The sequence below is a fragment of the Kitasatospora sp. NPDC001309 genome (assembly GCF_042896295.1).
Classification (GTDB): Bacteria; Actinomycetota; Actinomycetes; order Streptomycetales; family Streptomycetaceae; genus Kitasatospora.
Genome location: NZ_JBIAXC010000027.1, coordinates 68,858 through 88,240, shown reverse-complemented (window position 1 = coordinate 88,240; position 19,383 = coordinate 68,858). Strand labels below are relative to the sequence as shown.

At 72.4% G+C, this 19,383-nt stretch carries 19 protein-coding genes and 1 tRNA gene; 3 read left to right on the top strand and 17 right to left on the bottom strand.

Annotated features, from left to right (window positions below; genetic code table 11):
* Positions 1–104: 104 nt before the first annotated feature.
* From ruvB to pgsA, 11 genes are all read right to left on the bottom strand, one after another.
* Positions 105–1,175: a Holliday junction branch migration DNA helicase RuvB gene (ruvB, locus tag ACFY2K_RS25585; protein ID WP_375890012.1), complete on the bottom strand. Its 1,071-nt coding sequence runs from the start codon at positions 1,173–1,175 to the stop codon at positions 105–107.
* A 61-nt stretch (positions 1,176–1,236) separates the two neighbouring features.
* Complete coding sequence (gene ruvA / locus ACFY2K_RS25580; RefSeq protein WP_380406865.1) at positions 1,237–1,848, bottom strand: Holliday junction branch migration protein RuvA; 612 nt, start codon at positions 1,846–1,848, stop codon at positions 1,237–1,239.
* On the bottom strand, positions 1,845–2,414 hold the full coding sequence (gene ruvC / locus ACFY2K_RS25575; RefSeq protein WP_375890016.1) for a crossover junction endodeoxyribonuclease RuvC: 570 nt from the start codon (positions 2,412–2,414) through the stop codon (positions 1,845–1,847). Before ruvC ends, ruvA begins: the two co-directional genes overlap by 4 nt.
* Before the next feature lie 163 nt (positions 2,415–2,577).
* A complete protein-coding gene (locus tag ACFY2K_RS25570; protein ID WP_375890018.1) occupies positions 2,578–3,336 on the bottom strand; it encodes a YebC/PmpR family DNA-binding transcriptional regulator in 759 nt (252 codons plus the stop codon).
* A 90-nt stretch (positions 3,337–3,426) separates the two neighbouring features.
* Entirely contained in the window at positions 3,427–4,044 is a 618-nt protein-coding gene (pdxT, locus tag ACFY2K_RS25565; RefSeq protein WP_375890020.1) for a pyridoxal 5'-phosphate synthase glutaminase subunit PdxT, read from the bottom strand.
* A 96-nt stretch (positions 4,045–4,140) separates the two neighbouring features.
* Positions 4,141–5,052, bottom strand: a complete 912-nt coding sequence (gene pdxS, locus ACFY2K_RS25560) for a pyridoxal 5'-phosphate synthase lyase subunit PdxS (RefSeq protein WP_375890021.1) — start codon at positions 5,050–5,052, stop codon at positions 4,141–4,143.
* A 128-nt stretch (positions 5,053–5,180) separates the two neighbouring features.
* On the bottom strand, positions 5,181–5,726 hold the full coding sequence (locus ACFY2K_RS25555; RefSeq protein WP_375890023.1) for a hypothetical protein: 546 nt from the start codon (positions 5,724–5,726) through the stop codon (positions 5,181–5,183).
* A 43-nt stretch (positions 5,727–5,769) separates the two neighbouring features.
* On the bottom strand, positions 5,770–6,150 hold the full coding sequence (locus ACFY2K_RS25550; protein WP_380593126.1) for a 5-carboxymethyl-2-hydroxymuconate Delta-isomerase: 381 nt from the start codon (positions 6,148–6,150) through the stop codon (positions 5,770–5,772).
* Between the two features lie 106 nt (positions 6,151–6,256).
* A complete protein-coding gene (locus ACFY2K_RS25545) occupies positions 6,257–7,432 on the bottom strand; it encodes a glycosyltransferase family 4 protein (protein ID WP_375890026.1) in 1,176 nt (391 codons plus the stop codon).
* A gap of 45 nt (positions 7,433–7,477) precedes the next feature.
* Positions 7,478–8,443: a phosphatidylinositol mannoside acyltransferase gene (locus tag ACFY2K_RS25540; RefSeq protein ID WP_380526830.1), complete on the bottom strand. Its 966-nt coding sequence runs from the start codon at positions 8,441–8,443 to the stop codon at positions 7,478–7,480.
* Between the two features lie 16 nt (positions 8,444–8,459).
* On the bottom strand, positions 8,460–9,107 hold the full coding sequence (gene pgsA / locus ACFY2K_RS25535; RefSeq protein ID WP_380526828.1) for a phosphatidylinositol phosphate synthase: 648 nt from the start codon (positions 9,105–9,107) through the stop codon (positions 8,460–8,462).
* A gap of 233 nt (positions 9,108–9,340) precedes the next feature.
* Between pgsA and ACFY2K_RS25530 the strand changes: the two genes are divergently transcribed.
* The gene (locus tag ACFY2K_RS25530) at positions 9,341–11,389 is read left to right on the top strand and encodes an elongation factor G-like protein EF-G2 (protein ID WP_387714265.1); all 2,049 of its coding nucleotides are present in this window, start codon (positions 9,341–9,343) and stop codon (positions 11,387–11,389) included.
* On the opposite strand, the gene ACFY2K_RS25525 is transcribed toward ACFY2K_RS25530, so the two are convergent.
* Positions 11,377–11,823, bottom strand: a complete 447-nt coding sequence (locus ACFY2K_RS25525) for a thiol-disulfide oxidoreductase DCC family protein (RefSeq protein ID WP_387714262.1) — start codon at positions 11,821–11,823, stop codon at positions 11,377–11,379. The two genes, ACFY2K_RS25530 and ACFY2K_RS25525, sit on opposite strands and share 13 nt — an antisense overlap.
* A 199-nt stretch (positions 11,824–12,022) precedes the next feature.
* On the opposite strand from ACFY2K_RS25525, the gene ACFY2K_RS25520 reads away from it, so the two are divergent.
* Positions 12,023–13,669: a hypothetical protein gene (locus tag ACFY2K_RS25520; protein ID WP_380644662.1), complete on the top strand. Its 1,647-nt coding sequence runs from the start codon at positions 12,023–12,025 to the stop codon at positions 13,667–13,669.
* A gap of 74 nt (positions 13,670–13,743) precedes the next feature.
* On the opposite strand, the gene ACFY2K_RS25515 is transcribed toward ACFY2K_RS25520, so the two are convergent.
* From ACFY2K_RS25515 to ACFY2K_RS25500, 4 genes are all read right to left on the bottom strand, one after another.
* Positions 13,744–14,304, bottom strand: a complete 561-nt coding sequence (locus ACFY2K_RS25515; protein WP_350507180.1) for an HIT domain-containing protein — start codon at positions 14,302–14,304, stop codon at positions 13,744–13,746.
* A 126-nt stretch (positions 14,305–14,430) separates the two neighbouring features.
* On the bottom strand, positions 14,431–16,410 hold the full coding sequence (gene thrS / locus ACFY2K_RS25510) for a threonine--tRNA ligase (protein WP_380526822.1): 1,980 nt from the start codon (positions 16,408–16,410) through the stop codon (positions 14,431–14,433).
* 87 nt (positions 16,411–16,497) lie between these two features.
* Complete coding sequence (locus ACFY2K_RS25505) at positions 16,498–17,658, bottom strand: hypothetical protein (protein ID WP_380593129.1); 1,161 nt, start codon at positions 17,656–17,658, stop codon at positions 16,498–16,500.
* A 32-nt stretch (positions 17,659–17,690) separates the two neighbouring features.
* Positions 17,691–18,245: a DUF4365 domain-containing protein gene (locus ACFY2K_RS25500; RefSeq protein ID WP_360230145.1), complete on the bottom strand. Its 555-nt coding sequence runs from the start codon at positions 18,243–18,245 to the stop codon at positions 17,691–17,693.
* A 145-nt stretch (positions 18,246–18,390) separates the two neighbouring features.
* Between ACFY2K_RS25500 and ACFY2K_RS25495 the strand changes: the two genes are divergently transcribed.
* Positions 18,391–19,158, top strand: a complete 768-nt coding sequence (locus ACFY2K_RS25495; RefSeq protein ID WP_375890042.1) for an exonuclease domain-containing protein — start codon at positions 18,391–18,393, stop codon at positions 19,156–19,158.
* 78 nt (positions 19,159–19,236) lie between these two features.
* Here the strand turns inward: ACFY2K_RS25495 and ACFY2K_RS25490 are convergent.
* Positions 19,237–19,308, bottom strand: a tRNA-Val gene (locus ACFY2K_RS25490).
* Positions 19,309–19,383: the final 75 nt, after the last annotated feature.

Genomic DNA, 19,383 nt, shown 5'->3' with positions numbered 1-19,383 from the left:
CCTGCACGGATTCCCGGGAGTTCGCCCCCGTCTCCTCCCCGGGGCACAGCGCCGGGCGGGGGCGGGAACCGACGGCCGGGTCTCACCCGTTCGGCCGAGAGCGGTCAACTTCCGTCCGGCCGGAACAGCTCCGGCTGGGGCGGGACGCTGCCCCGCGTGGTCTGGACCGGCGGGGTCAGGCCCAGGTGCTGCCAGGCCGCGGCGGTGGCGATCCGGCCGCGCGGGGTGCGGGCGAGCAGGCCCTCGCGGACCAGGAACGGCTCGGCCACCTCCTCGACCGTCTCGGCCTCCTCCCCCACCGCGACGGCGAGGGTCGACAGGCCGACCGGGCCGCCGCCGAACAGCCGCAGCAGCGCGCTCAGCACCGCGCGGTCCAGCCGGTCCAGGCCGCGGGCGTCCACCTCGTAGACGTCCAGCGCCCGGGCGGCGATCGCGGGGGTGACCACGCCGTCGTGCCGGACCTGGGCGTAGTCGCGGACCCGGCGCAGCAGCCGGTTGGCGATGCGCGGGGTGCCGCGCGAGCGCCCGGCGATCTCGGCCGCGCCGGCCGGGTCTATCTCGACGTCCAGCAGCGTGGCCGAGCGGTGCACCACCCGTTGGAGCTCGGCCGGGGCGTAGAACTCCATGTGCCCGGTGAAGCCGAAGCGGTCGCGCAGCGGCGGCGGCAGCAGCCCGGCCCGGGTGGTGGCGCCGACCAGGGTGAAGGGCGGCAGCTCCAGGGGGATGGCGGTGGCGCCCGGGCCCTTGCCGACGATCACGTCGACCCGGAAGTCCTCCATCGCCATGTAGAGCATCTCCTCGGCCGGCCGGGACATCCGGTGGATCTCGTCGAGGAAGAGCACCTCGCCCTCGGTGAGCGAGGAGAGGATCGCCGCGAGGTCCCCCGCGTGCTGGATGGCCGGGCCGGAGGTGATCCGGATCGGGGCGCCCAGCTCGGCGGCGATGATCATGGAGAGGGTGGTCTTGCCCAGGCCGGGCGGGCCGCTCAGCAGCACGTGGTCCGGCGCGCTGCCGCGCTGGCGGGCCGCCTGGAGCACCAGGGACAGCTGCTCGCGCACCCGCTCCTGGCCGATGAACTCGTCCAGCAGCTTGGGGCGCAGCGCGGCCTCGACCGCCTGGTCCTCGCCGTCGGCGGCGGCGGTCACCAGCCGGTCGGCGGGTTCCGAGTCGTACATCCTCGCGGGCTCCAGGGTCTGCGGTGTCGGTGTCGACGGACGGGCAGGTCGTCGGGTGAGTTCAGCGGGCGCGGTTGAGGCCGCGCAGGGCCAGCCGCAGCAGGGCGCCGACGTCCGGCGACTGCTGGGCCTCCGCCTCCGGGGTGACGGCGGCGACCGCGTCGTCCGCCTCGCGCGGGGCGTAGCCGAGACCGGTCAGCGCGGAGTGCAGCTGCTCGCTCCACGGCGCGGGGCCGGTGGCGATCGGCTTCTGCGCGGGCACCGCGCCGTGCGGGGCGCCCAGCTTGTCCTTGTACTCCAGCAGCAGCTTGGCCGCCTTCGCCTTGCCGATGCCCGGCACCGCGACCAGCGCCTTCTCGTCCCCGCCCGCCACCGCGGCGCGCAGCGCGTCGGGGCTGTGCACGCCCAGGATCGCCTGGGCCAGCTTGGGGCCCACGCCCGGCGCGGCCTGGAGGATCTCGAACACGGCCCGCTCGTCGTCGTCGGCGAAGCCGAACAGGGTCAGCGAGTCCTCGCGGACCACCAGCGAGGTGGCCAGCCGGGCGGGCTCACCGAGCCGCAGGCCGGCCAGGGTGTTCGGGGTGCACTGGACGGCCATGCCGACCCCACCGACCTCGACCACCGCGATGCCGGAGGCGATGGCCGCCACCGGTCCTTGCACGAAGGCGATCACCGACTACTGCCTTTCACGGAGAAGGGGCCCCGGGCGGGCCCGGAGCGGGCGGCCTCGGCTGCGGCCTGGGCCGCGGCCTGCAGCCGGTTGGTCGTCCCGCCGCGCCAGATGTGGCAGATCGCCAGCGCCAGCGCGTCGGCCGCGTCCGCGGGCTTGGGCGGCGCGTCCAGCCGCAGCAGGCGCTGCACCATGGCCGTGACCTGGGCCTTGTCGGCCCGGCCGGAGCCGGTGACGGCGGCCTTGACCTCACTGGGGGTGTGCAGGGTGACCGGGATGCCGCGCCGGGTGGCGCAGAGCATCGCGACCGCGCTCGCCTGGGCCGTGCCCATCACGGTGCGGACGTTGTGCTGGGCGAAGACCCGCTCGACCGCGACCAGGTCGGGCCGGTGCTCGTCCAGCCAGCTCTCCAGCCCCTGTTCCACCAGCAGCAGCCGCTGCCCGATCTCGGCGTCGGCCGGCGTGCGCACCACGCCCACCCCGGCCATCCGCAACGGCCGGCCCGGCATGCCCTCGACCACGCCGACCCCGCACCTGGTCAGCCCCGGGTCAACACCCAGCACCCGCACGCCACGCCCCGTCCCTCGCCGATCCGCCGCTCACGGCGAGCGGCCTTCGCGAAGGCTACCGCCCGGGTCCGACAACCCCGCCGACGACACCGGCCCGGCGGTCCTGGGACCACCGGGCCGGGCCGTGAGAACGATCACTCACCGTGGCACGGACGACGCCGTGTCACTCGGAGTCGAGCTGCGCGCCGACCTCGTCGGAGATGTCGAAGTTGGCGAAGACGTTCTGCACGTCGTCGCTGTCCTCCAGCGCGTCGATCAGCTTGAAGATCTTGCGGGCGCCGTCGACGTCCAGCTCGACCTGCATGCTCGGGAGGAAGTTGGCCTCGGCCGAGTCGTAGTCGACACCGGCGTCCACCAGCGCGGTGCGCACGGCGACCATCTTGGAGGCCTCGGAGACGATCTCGAAGGACTCGCCGAGGTCGTTGATCTCCTCCGGCTCCTGGTCGAGGACGACCTCGAACAGCTTGTCCTCGTCCACGCCGTCCGCCTTGGGGACGATCACGACGCCCTTGCGGTTGAACAGGTACGACACCGAGCCCGGGTCGGCCATCGAGCCGCCGTTGCGGGTCATCGCGACGCGCACGTCGGAGGCCGCGCGGTTGCGGTTGTCGGTGAGGCACTCGATCAGGACGGCGACACCGTTCGGACCGTAGCCCTCGTACATGATGGTCTGGTAGTCGGCGCCGCCGGCCTCCAGACCGCCACCGCGCTTGACGGCGCGGTTGATGTTGTCGATCGGGACCGAGTTCTTCTTCGCCTTCTGGATGGCGTCGTAGAGGGTCGGGTTACCCGCCGGGTCGGGACCGCCCGTGCGCGCCGCCACCTCGATGTTCTTGATCATCTTGGCGAAGAGCTTGCCGCGCTTGGCGTCGATCACGGCCTTCTTGTGCTTGGTGGTAGCCCACTTAGAGTGGCCGGACATCGCCAGCTCCTTTACGTCGCCAAAGGGAAATGAAACAGGAGAGATCTTACCGGTGTCGTCACGGGTAAGGCGCACACGGCTACCGGAGCCCTACCGGGCGGCGAGGTGCTCCTCGACCATCTTCACGAAGTAGGCGTGCACGCGGTGGTCGCCGGTGAGCTCCGGGTGGAACGAGGTGGCCAGCAGGTTGCCCTGGCGCACGGCCACGATCCGGCTCTCCGGACCGTCCGCACCGGGCAGCTCGGCCAGCACCTCGACGCCCGCGCCGACCGCCTCGACCCAGGGGGCGCGGATGAAGACGCCGTGCACCGGCTCCTCCTCCAGGCCCTTGAAGGCGAGGCCGGACTCGAAGGACTCGTTCTGCCGGCCGAAGGCGTTGCGGCGCACCGTCATGTCGATGCCGCCGACGCTCTCCTGGTCCTCCCGGCCGTCGAGGATCTTGTCGGCCAGCATGATCATGCCCGCGCAGGTGCCGTACACCGGCATGCCGGCCGCGACCCGCGCGCGCAGCGGGTCCATCACGCCGAACAGCAGGGCCAGCTTGGACATGGTGGTGGACTCCCCGCCGGGGATCACCAGTGCGTCGACCTCGGCCAGCTCCTCGGCGCGGCGCACCGGACGGGCCAGCGCGTCGGCCTCGGCCAGCGCCACCAGGTGCTCGCGGACGTCGCCCTGGAGGGCGAGGACGCCGATGACTGGAGTGCTCACGGTCTTCAACCTCTATCGATCGTTACTACGGAAGGACGCGGCGCGGCCCGCCGCACACCGAAGCGCTGCGGCGGGCCGGGCGAAGGGCGGGAGTGACTACCAGCCGCGGTTGGCGTAGCGCTCGGTCTCCGGCAGGGTGTCGCAGTTGATGCCGACCATGGCCTCGCCCAGGTTGCGGGAGGCGTCCGCGATGATCTTCGGGTCGTCGAAGAAGGTGGTGGCCTTCACGATGGCAGCGGCACGCTTGGCCGGGTCGCCCGACTTGAAGATGCCGGAGCCGACGAAGACGCCCTCGGCGCCCAGCTGGCGCATCAGCGCGGCGTCGGCCGGGGTGGCCACGCCACCGGCGGAGAACAGCACGACCGGCAGCTTGCCGAGCTCGGCGACCTCCTTGACCAGCTCGTACGGGGCGCGCAGCTCCTTGGCGGCGGCGTACAGCTCGTTGTGGTCCAGCGCCCGCAGCTGGCCGATCTCGTTCTTGATCTGGCGCAGGTGGCGGACGGCCTCGACGACGTTGCCGGTGCCGGCCTCGCCCTTCGAGCGGATCATGGCCGCACCCTCGGCGATGCGGCGCAGGGCCTCGCCCAGGTTGGTGGCGCCGCAGACGAAGGGGGTGGTGAAGGCGAACTTGTCGGAGTGGTTGACCTCGTCGGCCGGGGTCAGCACCTCGGACTCGTCGATGTAGTCGACACCCAGCGACTGCAGGACCTGGGCCTCCACGAAGTGCCCGATGCGGGACTTGGCCATCACCGGGATGGAGACCGCCTCGATGATCTCCTCGATCATGTTCGGGTCGGACATGCGGGCCACGCCGCCGTCCTTGCGGATGTCGGCCGGAACCCGCTCCAGCGCCATGACGGCCACCGCGCCGGCGTCCTCGGCGATCTTCGCCTGCTCGGCGTTGACCACATCCATGATCACACCGCCCTTGAGCTGCTCGGCCATGCCGCGCTTGACCCGGGCGGTACCGATCTGCGGCTGGTCTGCGGTGGTGGGGGTGGTGGACACGTGAGACCTCACTCGAAGATTAACCAGTGCTATCGCCCTATGGTAGGCAGATCAGGTGGCCCAACCATGCGCCACCAAGTCCAGCCCGGACGACGGGATGCGACAAACGGGCCGTATCCGAGGACAGCCTAAGCAGGCGCTCCCTCGGGCGTAAGGGCGGGCGGCGGGGCGTCGTCCATCTCGAAGGCCATCGGGAACGGCGCCTTGCCCGCCAAGCGGAAGTACCGCACCAGCCGGTGCTCCCGCACCGCCCGCGCCGCCCGCACCGCGTCGTTGTGGAAGCGGCGGGCCATCGGCACCCGCCGCACCGCGGCCGTCAGATCACGAACCGCCTCATCACCGCCCGGCTCCGCGACCAGCGCCGCCACCTGCTCCGACTCCTCGAACACCGCCCGCAGCGCCAGGCTCAACTGACTCTCCGCCACCTCGCGGTGCTCGTCCTCGGCCTGCCGGGCCGCGTGCGCCGCGTCCAGCAGCAGCAGCGAGGCCGCCGGGTCCAGCAACGAGGACGTCGCCAGCTCCATCGCCACCGAGGCCCGCCGGACCAGCTGCGCGTCCAGCGCCGCCCGCGCGGCGTCGATCCGGGCGTGCAGCCGGTCCAGACGGCCGGCCGTCCAACTCAGGTACATGCCGAACAGCACCACGGCCACGCCGGCCCAGATCCAGGTAGTCACGGACCGCTACGTTACCGGGTGTCACCGGCCGCCCCGCCCGACGTCAGCCCTGCACGACGCCGCTGCGGTAGCTCTCCCGGTCGATGTCCTCGACGTTCACCGCGGTGAACAGCCGCGTCCCCGGCGCCGGCCGCACGTGCTGCGCCAGCAGCGCCACCACGCCCTCGCTCAGCGCCGCCTTCGCCTCCGGCGTACGGCCCGGGAACACCTGGAACTCGACGTACACCTGGGCGTCCACCCCGGCGTCGTCCACCGACCCGTCGGAGCCCACCACCAGGTCCTCGCTCGGCCGGAACACCGTCTTGCAGGACCCCGGCTTGGCGTCGATCGTCTCCTCCGCCAGCCGGTTGATCGCCAGGCCCAGCGCCCGGCGCTCGAAGGCCCCGGCCAGGCTGGACGAGTAGTCGACGGAGATCTGCGGCATCGTTTCCCCCAGGGGTCACAGTGGTGCGGTCGGCCCGACCCTAACCCCACGCAAGCCCCGGCCGTCGGCCCCGGGCCGGACCGAACCGCCCGCGCCCCCGCTCCCGTCACCGGCGCGTCCTTCGGCTCGGGGCGCTGCGCTCGTCCTCCTCGACCACCGCCGCGGCGCCGGCCGTCACCGTCTCGTACACCGCCAGGATGTCCGCGCCGACCGTCGACCAGTCGAACCGCCGCACGTGCCGCGAAGCCGCCTTGCGCAGCTCCTCCAGCCGCCCCGGATCCCCCAGCAGCCGCAGCGCCGTACGGGCCAGCGCGTCCGCGTCCTCCACCGGGAACAGCTCCCCGGCGTCCCCGCCGTCCAGCACCTGCTTGAACGCGTCCAGGTCGCTGGCCAGCACCGGGGCGCCCGCCGACATCGCCTCGACCAGGATGATCCCGAAGCTCTCGCCACCCGTGTTCGGCGCCACGTACAGGTCCACGCTGCGCAGCAGCCGGGCCTTCTCCCGGTCCGAGACCATGCCCAGGAACTCCACCTGCGCGCGCACCTCGGGCGCCAGGCCGGCCACCGCCTCCTCCTCGTCGCCCTTGCCCGCGACCAGCAGCCGCACCCCCGGCCGCTCCGCCAGGATCCGCGGCAGCGCCGCCAGCAGCGTCGGCAGGCCCTTGCGCGGCTCGTTGATCCGGCCGATGAAGCCGATCGTGCCCGGCTCCCCCGCCGCCGCGCCGCCCGTCCACCGCTCGTCCGCCTCGGCCTCCGCGAAGAACTCCACGTCCACCCCGTTGGGGATCACCACCGCGTCCCCGCCCAGGTGCTCCACCAGGGTCCGCCGGGCGTACTCCGACACCGCGATCCGGGCCCGCATCTTCTCCAGCCCCGGCTGCAGGATCGGCGAGGCCGCGATCATCGCCCGCGAGCGCGGGTTCGAGGTGTGGAAGGTGCCCACCATCGGCCCGGTCGCCGACCAGGCCGCCAGCATCGACAGGCTCGGCGAGGCCGGCTCGTGCACGTGCAGGATGTCGAAACGCCCCTCGCGCAGCCACCGCCGCACCCGGGCCGCCGACAGGATGCCGAAGCTCAGCCGGGCCACCGACCCGTTGTACGGCACCGCCACCGCCCGCCCCGCCGAGACCACGTACGGCGGCAGCGCCTCGTCGTCCTCGGCCGGCGCCAGCACCGACACCTCGTGCCCCAGACCGATCAGGTGCTCGGCGAGGTCCCGGATGTGGAACTGCACCCCACCGGGGACGTCCCAGTCGTACGGGCAGACGATGCCGATCTTCACGGGTTCCTCAAGCTCCTTCGGGCAGGGTCGGACGGGCAGCCGGGCTCAGGCGCCGGAGGCCCCGGCGGCGGGCTCCTTCGCCGCGTCGGCGCGCCCGGCCGCGGACCCGCCCCCCACCGTCTCACGGGCCGGCAGGTCGGCCGGCCAGAACTTCTGCAGCATGTGCCAGTCCTGCGGGTGCTCGCTGATGCCCTGCTGCCACACGTCCGCGATCGCCTGGGTCATCGCCAGCGTCCGCGCCTTCCGGTCGCCCTCCTCCGGGACCGGCACCTCGGGGTGGATCATCCCCCGCAGCACCGGACCGTCGTACCACAGCGTCGCCGGCAGCAGCGCCGCGCCGGTGCGCTGGGCCAGCGCCGCAGGCCCGGCCGGCATCCGGGTCACCTCACCGAAGAAGGACACCTCGATACCGGCCTCCGAGAGGTCCCGGTCGCCCACCAGGCAGACCAGCTTGCCCGCGCGCAGCCGCCGCGCCAGCGTGCCGATCACGTTCGCTCCGCCGCCGGACAGCGCCAGGACCTCCATGCCCTGGCCCTCCCGGAACTCCACGAACCGGTCGAACAGCCGCTCCGGCTTCAACCGCTCCGCGACCGTCGTGAACGGGTGGCCCAGCTGCGCTATCCAGGTGCCCGCCAAGTCCCAGTTGCCCATGTGCGGCAGCGCCACAACCACACCCCGCCCGGAGTCCAGCGCCTCCCTTATGCGCTCGTAGCCGCCCACCTGGACGTCCCGCAGGACCCGCTCCCGGCTCCACACCGGCAGCCGGAAGGACTCCATCCAGTACCGCAGGTAGGAACGCATCCCGGCTCGCGACAACCGCCGCAGCGCCGCCTCGTGCAGGCCCGGACGCACCCGGCGCAGGTTCGCCTCCAGCTGCCGCACCCGCGGCCCGCGACGACGCCAGGCGTAGTCCGCCAGCCGGTCGAACAGCCACCGCGCCACCGGCTCCGGCAGGTGCTTCAACACCGCCCAGCCCAGCGCGTACGCCCAGTACACCAGTCGGTCCGTCACCGCAGGACGCCCCCCATCAGCTCCCGGCCGCCGCTCGGTCGGCCTCGAACGCCTCACGGCGCACGGTCACCATCCGCTGCACCACCGTCACCAGACTGCCCGCCGCCACCAGCCACAGCGCCACCGGCAGCAGCCACTCCACGTACGGCACCCCGAACACGTGCAGACCGGCCACCCCGGCCGCCACCAGGCTGATCACCAGCCGCTCGGCCCGTTCCACCAGCCCCGACACGTCGCACGGCAGGCCCTGGCTCTCCGCCCGCGCCTTCGTGTACGACACCACCAGGCCACTGGCCAGGCAGAAGATCGCCACCGCGCAGAGCAGGTTGTCGTCGCCCTTGCCCGCGTACCACATGGCCAGACCGCCGAAGATCGCCGCGTCCGCGACCCGGTCCAGCGTGGAGTCCAGGAAGGCGCCCCACTTGCTGGTCCGGCCCAGCTGACGGGCCATGTTCCCGTCCACCAGGTCCGAGAAGATGAACAGCGTGATCGTGATGGTGCCCCAGAAGAACTCCCCGCGCGGGAAGAACACCAGCGCCCCGGCCACCGAACCGGCCGTACCGATCAGCGTCACGGCGTCCGGACTCACGCCCAGCCGGATCAGGAACGCGGCGAACGGGGTCAGAACACGTGTGAAGAAGGCACGCGCGTATTTGTTGAGCATGGCCTTCCCAGCCGCTCCGATTCTCCCGGGTACCCGCCTGGCGCAACACACGCGGCAGACGGCCGGACGAATGAGCCCGCCCGACGCACCCATCGTAGCCACGCCCGGGACACGCTCCGACGCACGCACCGCCGGACGGCCCCCGGCCACCAGGGCCCAGCACGACACGCGCCGGAACGACACCCGACCCTAGACTGCCAAGGACAGCTTCGGCGCCACGGGAGGAGACCCCGATGCCCGACCGCAGCACCGCACGAGCCGGCCAGGCACCCGCCGTCACCGGCCCCACGGACCTGCGCAACGTCGTCCTCGTCGGCTCCAGCGGTGTGGGCAAGACCACCCTCGCCGAATCCCTCGCCCTCGCCGCCGGCGCCACCGCCCGCCCCGGCCGCGTCGCCGACGGCACCACCGTCTCCGACCACGAGGACATCGAGCACCAGCAGCAGCGCTCCGTCCAGCTCTCGCTGCTCCCCCTCGAATGGAAGGGCGTCAAGATCAACCTGATCGACCCGCCCGGCCACCCCGACTTCGCCGCCGACCTGCGCGCCGCCCTGCACGCCGCCGACGCCGCCGTCTTCGTCGTCTCCGCCACCGACCCGGTCACCGCCCCCACCCGCGCCCTCTGGCGCGAGTGCGCCGCCGAGGGCATCCCCCGGGCCATCGCCGTCGCCAAACTCGACCTCGCCCGCACCGGCTTCGACGACATCCTCACCAGCTGCCACGACGCCTTCGAGCTCGGCCCGGACACCCTGCGCCCGCTCTTCCTGCCCGTCCTCCACGACGGACACCCCGACGGCAGCGTCGACCTCCTCACCGGCGACACCTACGGCGACGCCGATCCCCTCCCCGACACCGGCCCCGCCCACGAGAGCCTCGTCGAAGCCATCTCCGGCCAGGACGACACCCTCATGGAGCGCTACCTCTCCGGCGACCCCCTCGACACCGACTCCCTCGAAGCCGGGCTGCGCCGCGAAGTCCTCGACTGCACCCTCCACCCCGCCGTCCCCACCAGCGACAACGGCCTCGGCGCCGCCGAACTCCTCGACCTGATCACCCACGCCTTCCCGAACCCCACCGAACGCACCCGCCCCGCCCCCGCCTGCGACCCCGACGCCCCGCTCGCCGCCCAGGTCGTCCGCGTCACCGGCGACGCCTACGTCGGCCGGATCAGCCTGCTGCGCGTCTACGCCGGCACCCTGCGCCCCGACAGCCGGATCCACCTCGTCGGCCCCGCCCACACCGCCGACCAGAACGGCGACGAACGCGTCACCGGCCTCACCAGCCCCTTCGGCAAACTCCAGCGCCCCGTCCCGCACGCCGTCGCCGGAGACCTCGTCTGCGCCGCCAAACTCACCACCGCCCGGGCCGGCGACACCGTCCACGACCCCGGCCACCCCGTCGAACTCGACGGCTGGACCCTCCCCGAGCCCCTGCTCCCGATCGCCGTCGAAGCCCACAGCAAGGCCGACGACGACAAGCTCTCCCAGGCCCTCACCCGGCTCACCGCCGAGGACCCGGCCCTACGGCTCGAACAGAACCCCGACACCCACCAGCTCGTCCTCTGGTGCACCGGCGAAGCCCACGCCGAGGTCGTCCTCGACCGGCTGCGCACCCGCCACGGCGTCCACGTCGACACCGTCGAACCCAAGGTCGCCCTGCGCGAGACCTTCGGCACCGCCGCCGCCGGCCACGGACGCCTCGTCAAACAGTCCGGCGGCCACGGCCAGTACGCCATCTGCGACCTGGAGGTCGAACCCCTCCCGGCCGGCTCCGGCTTCGAGTTCCAGGAGCACGTCGTCGGCGGCGCCGTCCCCAAGCACTTCATCCCCTCCGTCGAGAAGGGCGTCCGCGCCCAGCTCGCCAAGGGCGTCGCCACCGGCTTCCCGCTCGTCGACGTCCGGGTCACCCTCACCGACGGCAAGGCGCACTCCGTCGACTCCTCCGACGCCTCCTTCCAGAACGCCGCCGTCCTCGCCCTGCGCGACGCCGCCGAACACGCCGTCATCCGGCTGCTCGAACCCGTCGCCGCCGTCAGCGTCCTGCTGCCCGACGAGTACCTCGGCGCCGTCCTCGGCGACCTCTCCGCACGCCGCGGCCGCGTCCTCGGCACCGAAACCGGCGGCCAGGGGCTGACCCTGCTGCGCGCGGAGGTCCCCGAACTCGAACTCGTCCGCTACCCGGTCGACCTGCGCTCCCTCACCCACGGCACCGCCGAGTTCTCCCGCGCCTACCTGCGCCACGAACCCATGCCCGCCGCCCTGGCCGGGCGCTACACCGACTGAGCCGGCTTCCGGTTCGGCAGCGCGCACGCCGCCGTACCCCCCGGCATCCGGTGCCGGTTCCGCGACACCCATCGGTACACCGCAGCCGCCACCGGCCGCACCGGCGCCAAGGTCAACAGCGCGCCCAGGTACGCCCACGCGCCCCCGGTGCGCAGCAGCAGCCGCGCCACCGCCTGCGCGCCCCCGTACACCCGGCCGGCCGGCGTCACCCACAGCACCTCGCGCTCGGCCCGCTCGGCCGCCACCTCACCGCGGCCGCCCGCCACCGTGTCCAGCTCCGCCAGGTCCGCGAACTGGAACGGCACCGCCTCCCAGCCACCCGAGGCCAGCGTCTGCCGCAGGTACCGCTCCCCCCAGCGCACGCAGGACGAACAGAACGCGCAGTCCCCGTCGAAGACCAGTACCGGATCCTTCACCACGACAACCCCCTTCATCGCCTTCACCTCCATCCTCCTCCACCCTCACGCCGTCGGCCCGGGCGGGTATCGACCCGGCCGAAGCTGGGCATCATGCCCCTCAGGCCCCGGTGCGGCCGGAACGCACCGCTTCGTGACGGTAGTTCAGACGATCATCCGCGCAGGGGTGCCACGGCACGGTAACCTGCCGCTGACAAGGGGAGGAGCAGACGCCACCGTGGCCACACTCGACATGACCCCGGGTGCGCAGATACCCCGGACCGACACCGGCCCGCAGACGGCCGTCACCCAGGCGCTCTCCTCCGCCGCCTACCGCGACGGCGAGATCGGCAAGTTCGTCACCGACGTCACCGACGCCAAGGAGAAGAAGGGCCGCTTCGCGCTCTTCCGCCCCAACCTCGGCGAGGCCTTCAGCAAGGCCCTGGTCTCGCGCGCCCTCGGCGGCGACCGCAAGCCCCTCGTCCCCTCCTTCGGCGTCGACACCCGCCAGGTCGTCGAGCACTGCCTGGCCGCCGAGGAACTCCGGCACGCCCGCGACCGGCAGCTCAGCACCGTCACCGTCGTCACCGGCCTGCTCTTCCTCCCCGGCACCCTGATCTGGCTCGGCGCCTTCCAACTGCGCGCCTGGCTCAAGCGGGACAGCGCCCGGGGGGCCGACACCTACGGCGCCCTCGCCCTGATCGCGGTCGCCGTCCTGGCCGGCTACCTGGCGCTGTTCCCGCCGGCGGCGGGCGTCCTCGGCGTCTACCTGCGGATCACCATGCTCGCCCCGGTGCTCGGCTGGTACCTCGCCCGCCGGATCGTCGAACGCTCCGCCACCGACCTCCGCGCCCGCTGGCAGGCCCTGGTCGAGGGCAACGCCGTCGCCGCCACCGTCGCCAAGGCCGTCCCCCGCGACGACCTGGACAAGAAGGCCAACGACCTGCGCGACAAGCTCGGCCGGCTGGACGCCGAGCAGGAGACCAACGTCCACCACTACGCCGGCCCCAAGGGCATCCTCGGTGCCGGCCGCCGCTGGGGCGAGTGGCGCCTGGCCGACACCCTGCACCCCGCCGAGGGCCACGCCGACTTCCGGGCCTTCCACCCCTGGGACCTGGTCCGCCGGATCTCCGCCCACCTCAAGGGCCTCGGGGTCAGCCACGTCGCCAACAGCGGCATCCCCAACGTGGCCATCAAGCAGTGGGCGGTCTTCGACATCGGCGAGGGCGCGGACGAGATCAGCCGCCCCGGCGGCGCCGACATGGACGGCGAGCGGATGCGCGACTTCGCCGTGCAGAGCCTCGCCGACAAGCAGACCTTCTCCGGCGGCCCCCGGCACTACCTGGCCACCCAGTTCATCACCCACGACGGCAAGTTGATCATCACCTTCACCGTCACGGTGACCCTGCTCGCCAACGTGCTGAACATCTCGGTGGCCGGCTACGCGCTCGGCCCGGTCAAGGGCGTCTTCTTCGACAAGCCCAAGGACAAGGAGAAGTCGGTCGCCAAGACCGTGCGGTTCTGGGAGGAGCGCACCGTCAAGCTCCCCCTGATCGACAACGACGAGGTGGTCCGCCAGGCCGTCCGCGCACCGTTCCACAAGATGCCCGGCCTGCTCGGCTGGCTCGGCGGCGGCCTCGGCCTGCCCGAGCCGTTCGGACTCCGGCACTCCTGGGTCGGCACCGCCTGGAACAACCGCTCCATGGTCGACAACGCCATGAACGCCTCCGTGCCGGTGCTCAGCGCGGTGCACACCGCCACTCTGGAGTTCCTCCAGGAGCACGACCTCGACGCGGACCGCTTCTTCAAGACCCGCACCTCGATCATCAAGTCCGAGGCGCAGAGCCCCCGCCCGTACAAGGTCGACGAGTTCAGCGCCGACTGACCGGGAGCGACACGTGAAGAGGGGCCACCACCGAACTCCTCGGTGGCGGGCCCCTCTTCGCGCGTCCGGCCGGCTCAGCCCTGCGGCCAGGCCTCGGCCAGCATCTTGCGGGTGTCCGCCAGCAGCTGCGGCAGCACCTTGGTGTGGCCGACCACCGGCATGAAGTTGGTGTCCCCGCCCCAGCGCGGCACCACGTGCTGGTGCAGGTGCGCCGCGATCCCGGCCCCGGCCGCCGCGCCCTGGTTCATCCCGATGTTGAACCCGTGCGCCCCCGAGGCGGCCCGCAGCGCGGTCATCGCCTTCTTGGTGAAGTCCGCCAGCTCGGCCGTCTCCGCCTCGTCGAGGTCGGTGTAGTCGGCCACGTGCCGGTACGGGACCACCATCAGGTGCCCGCCGTTGTACGGGTACAGGTTCAGCACCGCGAACACGGCGCTCCCCCGGGCGATGACCAGCCCCTCCTCGTCGCTCAGCGACGGGATCGAGCAGAACGGACAACCGTCGTCCGGAGCCGGGCCGGTGGGCTTGTTCTCACCCTGGATGTACGCCATCCGATGGGGGGTCCACAGGCGGCGGAAGCCGTCCGGCTCACCGACACCCCGCTGCAGTTCCGGCTCAGTCGTCATGCTGATCAGCATATTCGCCCGGGGGTGCTTGCAAAGCCGCGCGGGGCAGACTCTTGAAGAGCCTGCCCCGCGCTTAACCTCGGCGACTGCCTCGGCGACCGGAACGCCGTTAGGGTCACCCCCGCTCAGGCGGGGAACTCACACCTGGATACGGCGCGCCACGGCATCAACGATCTCGGCGATGGCCTGGTCACGCGGCACGCCGTTCTTCTGCTCGCCGTTGCGGTAACGGAAGGAGACCGCGCCCGCCTCGACATCGTCGTTGCCGGCGATCAGCATGAACGGGACCTTGGTCTTCTGGGCGTTCCTGATCTTCTTCTGCATGCGGTCGTCCGAGGTGTCCACCTCGACCCGGATCCCCTGCTTCTTGAGCTCGGCCGCGACCTCCAGCAGGTACGGCACGTGCTCGTCGGTGATCGGGATGCCGGTCACGGTGACCGGAGCCAGCCACGGCGGCATGGCACCGGCGTAGTGCTCCAGCAGCACCGCGAAGAACCGCTCGATCGAACCGAACAGCGCACGGTGGATCATGACCGGCCGCTGACGCGAACCGTCCGCCGCCGTGTACTCCAGGTCGAAGCGCTCGGGCAGGTTGAAGTCGAGCTGGATGGTCGACATCTGCCAGGTACGGCCGATGGCGTCCCGCGCCTGCACCGAGATCTTCGGGCCGTAGAAGGCCGCGCCGCCCGGGTCCGGGACCAGCGGCAGGCCCTGCTTCTCGGCCACGCTCGCCAGGACGCGGGTGGCCTCCTCCCAGGTCTCGTCCGAACCGACGTACTTGACCGGGTCCTTGGTCGACAGCTCCAGGTAGAAGTCGGTCAGACCGTAGTCACGGAGGAGGTTGAGCACGAAGGTCAGCGTGGAGTCGAGCTCCTCCGCCATCTGCTCACGGGTGCAGTAGATGTGGGCGTCGTCCTGCGTGAAGCCGCGGGCACGGGTCAGGCCGTGCACCACACCGGACTTCTCGTAGCGGTACACCGTCCCGAACTCGAAGAGGCGCAGCGGCAGTTCACGGTACGAGCGGCCGCGCGCGTCGAAGATCAGGTTGTGCATCGGGCAGTTCATCGGCTTGAGGTAGTAGTCCACGCCCTCGTCGAGCTGCATGGGCGGGTACATACCGTCCGCGTACCAGTCGAGGTGGCCGCTCTTCTCGAAGAGCTTCCCCTTGGTGGCGTGCGGGGTGTAGACGAACTCGTAGCCCTCTTCCTCGTGCCGCTTGCGCGAGTAGTCCTCCATCGCGCGGCGGATGATGCCGCCCTTGGGGTGGAAGACGGCGAGGCCGGAGCCGATCTCCTCGGGGATGGAGAAGAGGTCGAGCTCGTTGCCGAGCTTGCGGTGGTCGCGCTTCTCGGCCTCGACGAGGAAGTCGAGGTGGGCCTTGAGCTCGTCCTTGGTCGGCCAGGCGGTCCCGTAGATGCGCTGCAGCATCGGGTTCTTCTCGCTGCCGCGCCAGTACGCGGCGGCGTTGCGCATCAGCTTGAACGCCGGGATGTGGCGGGTGCTGGGCAGGTGCGGGCCGCGGCAGAGGTCGCCCCAGCACTGCTCGCCGCTCTTGGCGTCCAGGTTGTCGTAGATGGTGAGCTCGCCGGCGCCGACCTCGACGTCGGCGCCCTCGCCGGCGGTGGCGGCGGAGCCCTTGAGGCCGATCAGCTCCAGCTTGTACGGCTCGGCGGCCAGCTCCTCGGCGGCGGCCTCGTCGGTGACCACGCGGCGGGAGAACTTCTGCCCGCGCTTGATGATCTCCTGCATCCGCTTCTCGATGGCCTTGAGGTCATCGGGGTGGAAGGGCTTCTCGACGTCGAAGTCGTAGTAGAAGCCGTCCTTGACCGGCGGGCCGATGCCGAGCTTGGCCTCGGGGTAGAGCTGCTGCACGGCCTGGGCCATGACGTGCGCGGTGGAGTGGCGCAGGATGTCCAGGCCGTCCTTGCTGCCGATCGCGACCGGCTCGACCTCGTCGCCGTCCTGGACGGCGTACGCGAGGTCCTTGAGCTGGCCGCCGACGCGGGCGGCGATGATCGAGCGGTCGTCGGCGAAGAGCTCGGCGGCCGTAGTGCCCGTGGTCACCACGCGCTCTTCCCGATCGGGTTCGCGGTTGATGATTACCCGGACGTCCGTCACCGGTCTCTCCTGACGTGCTGGATTCAGAGGACGCAACACTGCGCTGCGCGTGACGATGGTACCGAGAGCACCAGCCGCACCGCGCACTCAGGACCTCTCCCCTCTCTCCTGGAGCCCCTTGAGCAGCCGCTCGCGGTCGTCGTCCGCCCAACCGCACAGCTCCAGGCCGTGCGGGCGGGTCAGCCGGCGGAAGCCGTCGCGGCGTTCCAGGCGGCCGGAGACCCGGACCGGGACGCCGGTGAGGTGGGCCTCGGCGGCGAGCCGGTAGTCGGGGTCGGGCAGTCCGACCTTGAGTTCGCGGACCTCGGCGCCGCCGAGCACCCGGAGCCGTATCGAGCCCGGTCCGGCGGGGTCGGCGCGCTTGAGCCGGACGACCACGCCGACGACGGTGACGTCGACGGCGGGTTCGATCCGCTCCAGCAGTTCGGCGGCCTCGGCGAGGGCGGGCAGGTCCCCGGGGGAGAAGTCGAGCTCGATCCGGCGGTCGCCGAATCCGCCCGGGGTGCCGGCGGCGGGCGACCAGGCGACGGTGAGCCGGGCGGCGGTCGCGCCGCGGACGAGGTCCTCGACGGACCGGACGAGTTCGCGGCTGACCCCGGAGCGGACGGCGTTCTCGAAGGCCTCGGGCCCGCCGCTGACCCGGCGGTAGTCGACCGCGTCGCGCAGCGCCTCCAGGGCGCGGACCAGGGTGGTGACGGCGGTGCGGCCCTCGGGGGCGGGGGTGTAGGCGGTGAGGGCGGCGCCCTGGTCGACGGCGCCCTGTTCGACCAGGAGGACGCGGTCCAGGAACTCCCCGGCGAGGCCGTCCAGCCGGGCACCGAAGTAGCCGGCGGTGGTCCGGCCGGCCTTGGCCCCGGCGGCGAGCATCGAGCGCGCGGCCCGCTGGAGCCGTTCGGCGTCGTCCCAGGGGGTGGCGTCGGCGGGGCCGGGCAGTTCGCGGCGCCAGTTGAGCTCGTCGCCGGGGACGACGAGGGCGAGGAGGATCGAGCGGGCGGAGGGGGTGCGGGAGCGGGAGAGCGCGGTGACGGCGTCGGTGAGGAGGTCGACGGCGTCGTCGAAGCCGTCGGCGGTGGGGAGGAGGAGGCTGGTGCCGGGTTCGCCGTCCGGCGGGGTCCAGCGGCCGTACCGGGCGGCGGGGCCGCCGCGCCGGATCCAGCCGTGCCGGGCGAGCAGGGTGGCGAGCACCGCGGGGTCGACCGTGGCCGGGTCGGGCAGGGCCCGGACCTCCGGTCCGTTCGGCAGGGTCATGGGCGTGCTTCCTCGCTGCCGGGGCCGGGCGGTCACGGGCTGCCGCCCGCGCCGACCCGGGCCATGATGTCGCAGAGCGCGCGGTCGTCGAAGACCTTGTCGGTGGGCACCCGGACGTTGGTGCGCCGCTTCCCGGTGACGGGGTGGCCGGCCAGGTTGACCCAGTAGCAGCAGTGCCGCAGTTCGAGGGCGTCCGGGCGGGCCCGGAGCCAGTGGTCGACCCGGCGCGGCAGCAGCATCACGACCAGGATCCGCGGGACGGCGACCCGGGCTCGGGCGAGCTTGCGCAGGTGGTCGTTGTCCAGGGTGAAGCTGAAGAACGGCCCGGCCGGACCGGGTGCGATCTGCTGGGTCGCCTTGAGCTGGATCTTGATGGTGACCTCGTCGTCCACGTCGTGCTCCCGGGAGCCGTGGCTGACCTGCCAGTCGATGCCGTTGTCCGGGAACGGCTGGGAGAGCGAGCAGCCGGCCGCCGCGGCGACCGCGTGCAGGTAGCCGACCTGCAGCGTCTCCATGCAGGCGGTGACCGCGAGGTTCCCCCTGAGTGTGGTCGCCGCGCCGTCGGGCTGCGGCTGTGTCAGTGCCATCGCCCCGTGGCCTCCCCCGGCTCCGGGCCCGTCCGGGCCGAGCGGCCCAGTGGCAGGATCCCCGGTCGGAGCTGGGCCAAACGGGTTGAGCGACCGTCAGAACCGGGTATCACCAGGGCGCGGAACGCACGCCTGAGGGGCAGTCATGCAGCAGCACTGGTACACCGGCCCGCTCGCTTCCTTCGACACCGAGACGACCGGCGTGGACGTGGAGTCCGACCGCATCGTCTCCGCCGCCCTGGTCGTCCAACTCACCCCGGGCGCACCGGCGCAGACCACCACCTGGCTCGCCGATCCTGGCGTGCCGATCCCGGACGGGGCACGGGCGGTGCACGGCATCACCGACGACCAGGTCCGCACGTACGGGCGCCCGGCCCGCACGGTGGTGGCCGAGGTCACCCGCGCGCTGGCGGCCCAGGCGCGGGCCGGCCGCCCGGTGGTGGTGATGAACGCCCCCTACGACCTGACCCTGCTGGACCGGGAGTTGCGGCGCCACCACGGCCTGCCGTTGAGCACCGGGCTGGACGGGGCGGGGCTGGTGGTACTGGATCCGCGGGTACTGGACAAGCACGTGGACCGCTACCGCAAGGGCCGGCGGACGCTGACCGACCTGTGCGCCCACTACGGGGTGGACCTCGCCGGGGCGCACGACGCGGCGGCGGACGCGACGGCGGCCCTGTCGTTGATCCGGCGCATAGGCGCCCGCTATCCGGCGGCGCTCGGCGGGCTGACGGCGGCGGAGCTGCACCTGCGGCAGGCGGTCTGGCACGCGGCGCAGGCCCGGGGGCTGCAGGCCTGGTTCGACCGCTCGGGAACGCCGGAGCGGGTGGACCTGTCGTGGCCGCTGCGGCCGGCCCGGTGCGTCTGCGGTCGTCGGCTGGAGCCGGAGCACGGGTGCCGGGCGGCGGCATAGCCCTTCACCGGCACGACGGCCCGGAACGCGCCGCAGGCCCCGACCGGTTTCCTGGTCAGGGCCTGCGTGCTGTCCGGGTGGGCGATACTGGGATCGAACCAGTGACCCCTTCGGTGTGAACGAAGTGCTCTCCCGCTGAGCTAATCGCCCGGGCAACGAGAAGAACTCTAGCACCATTCGGGGGCGGTCGTACAACTCGCTCTTCCGGGGTACGGCCGACGCACC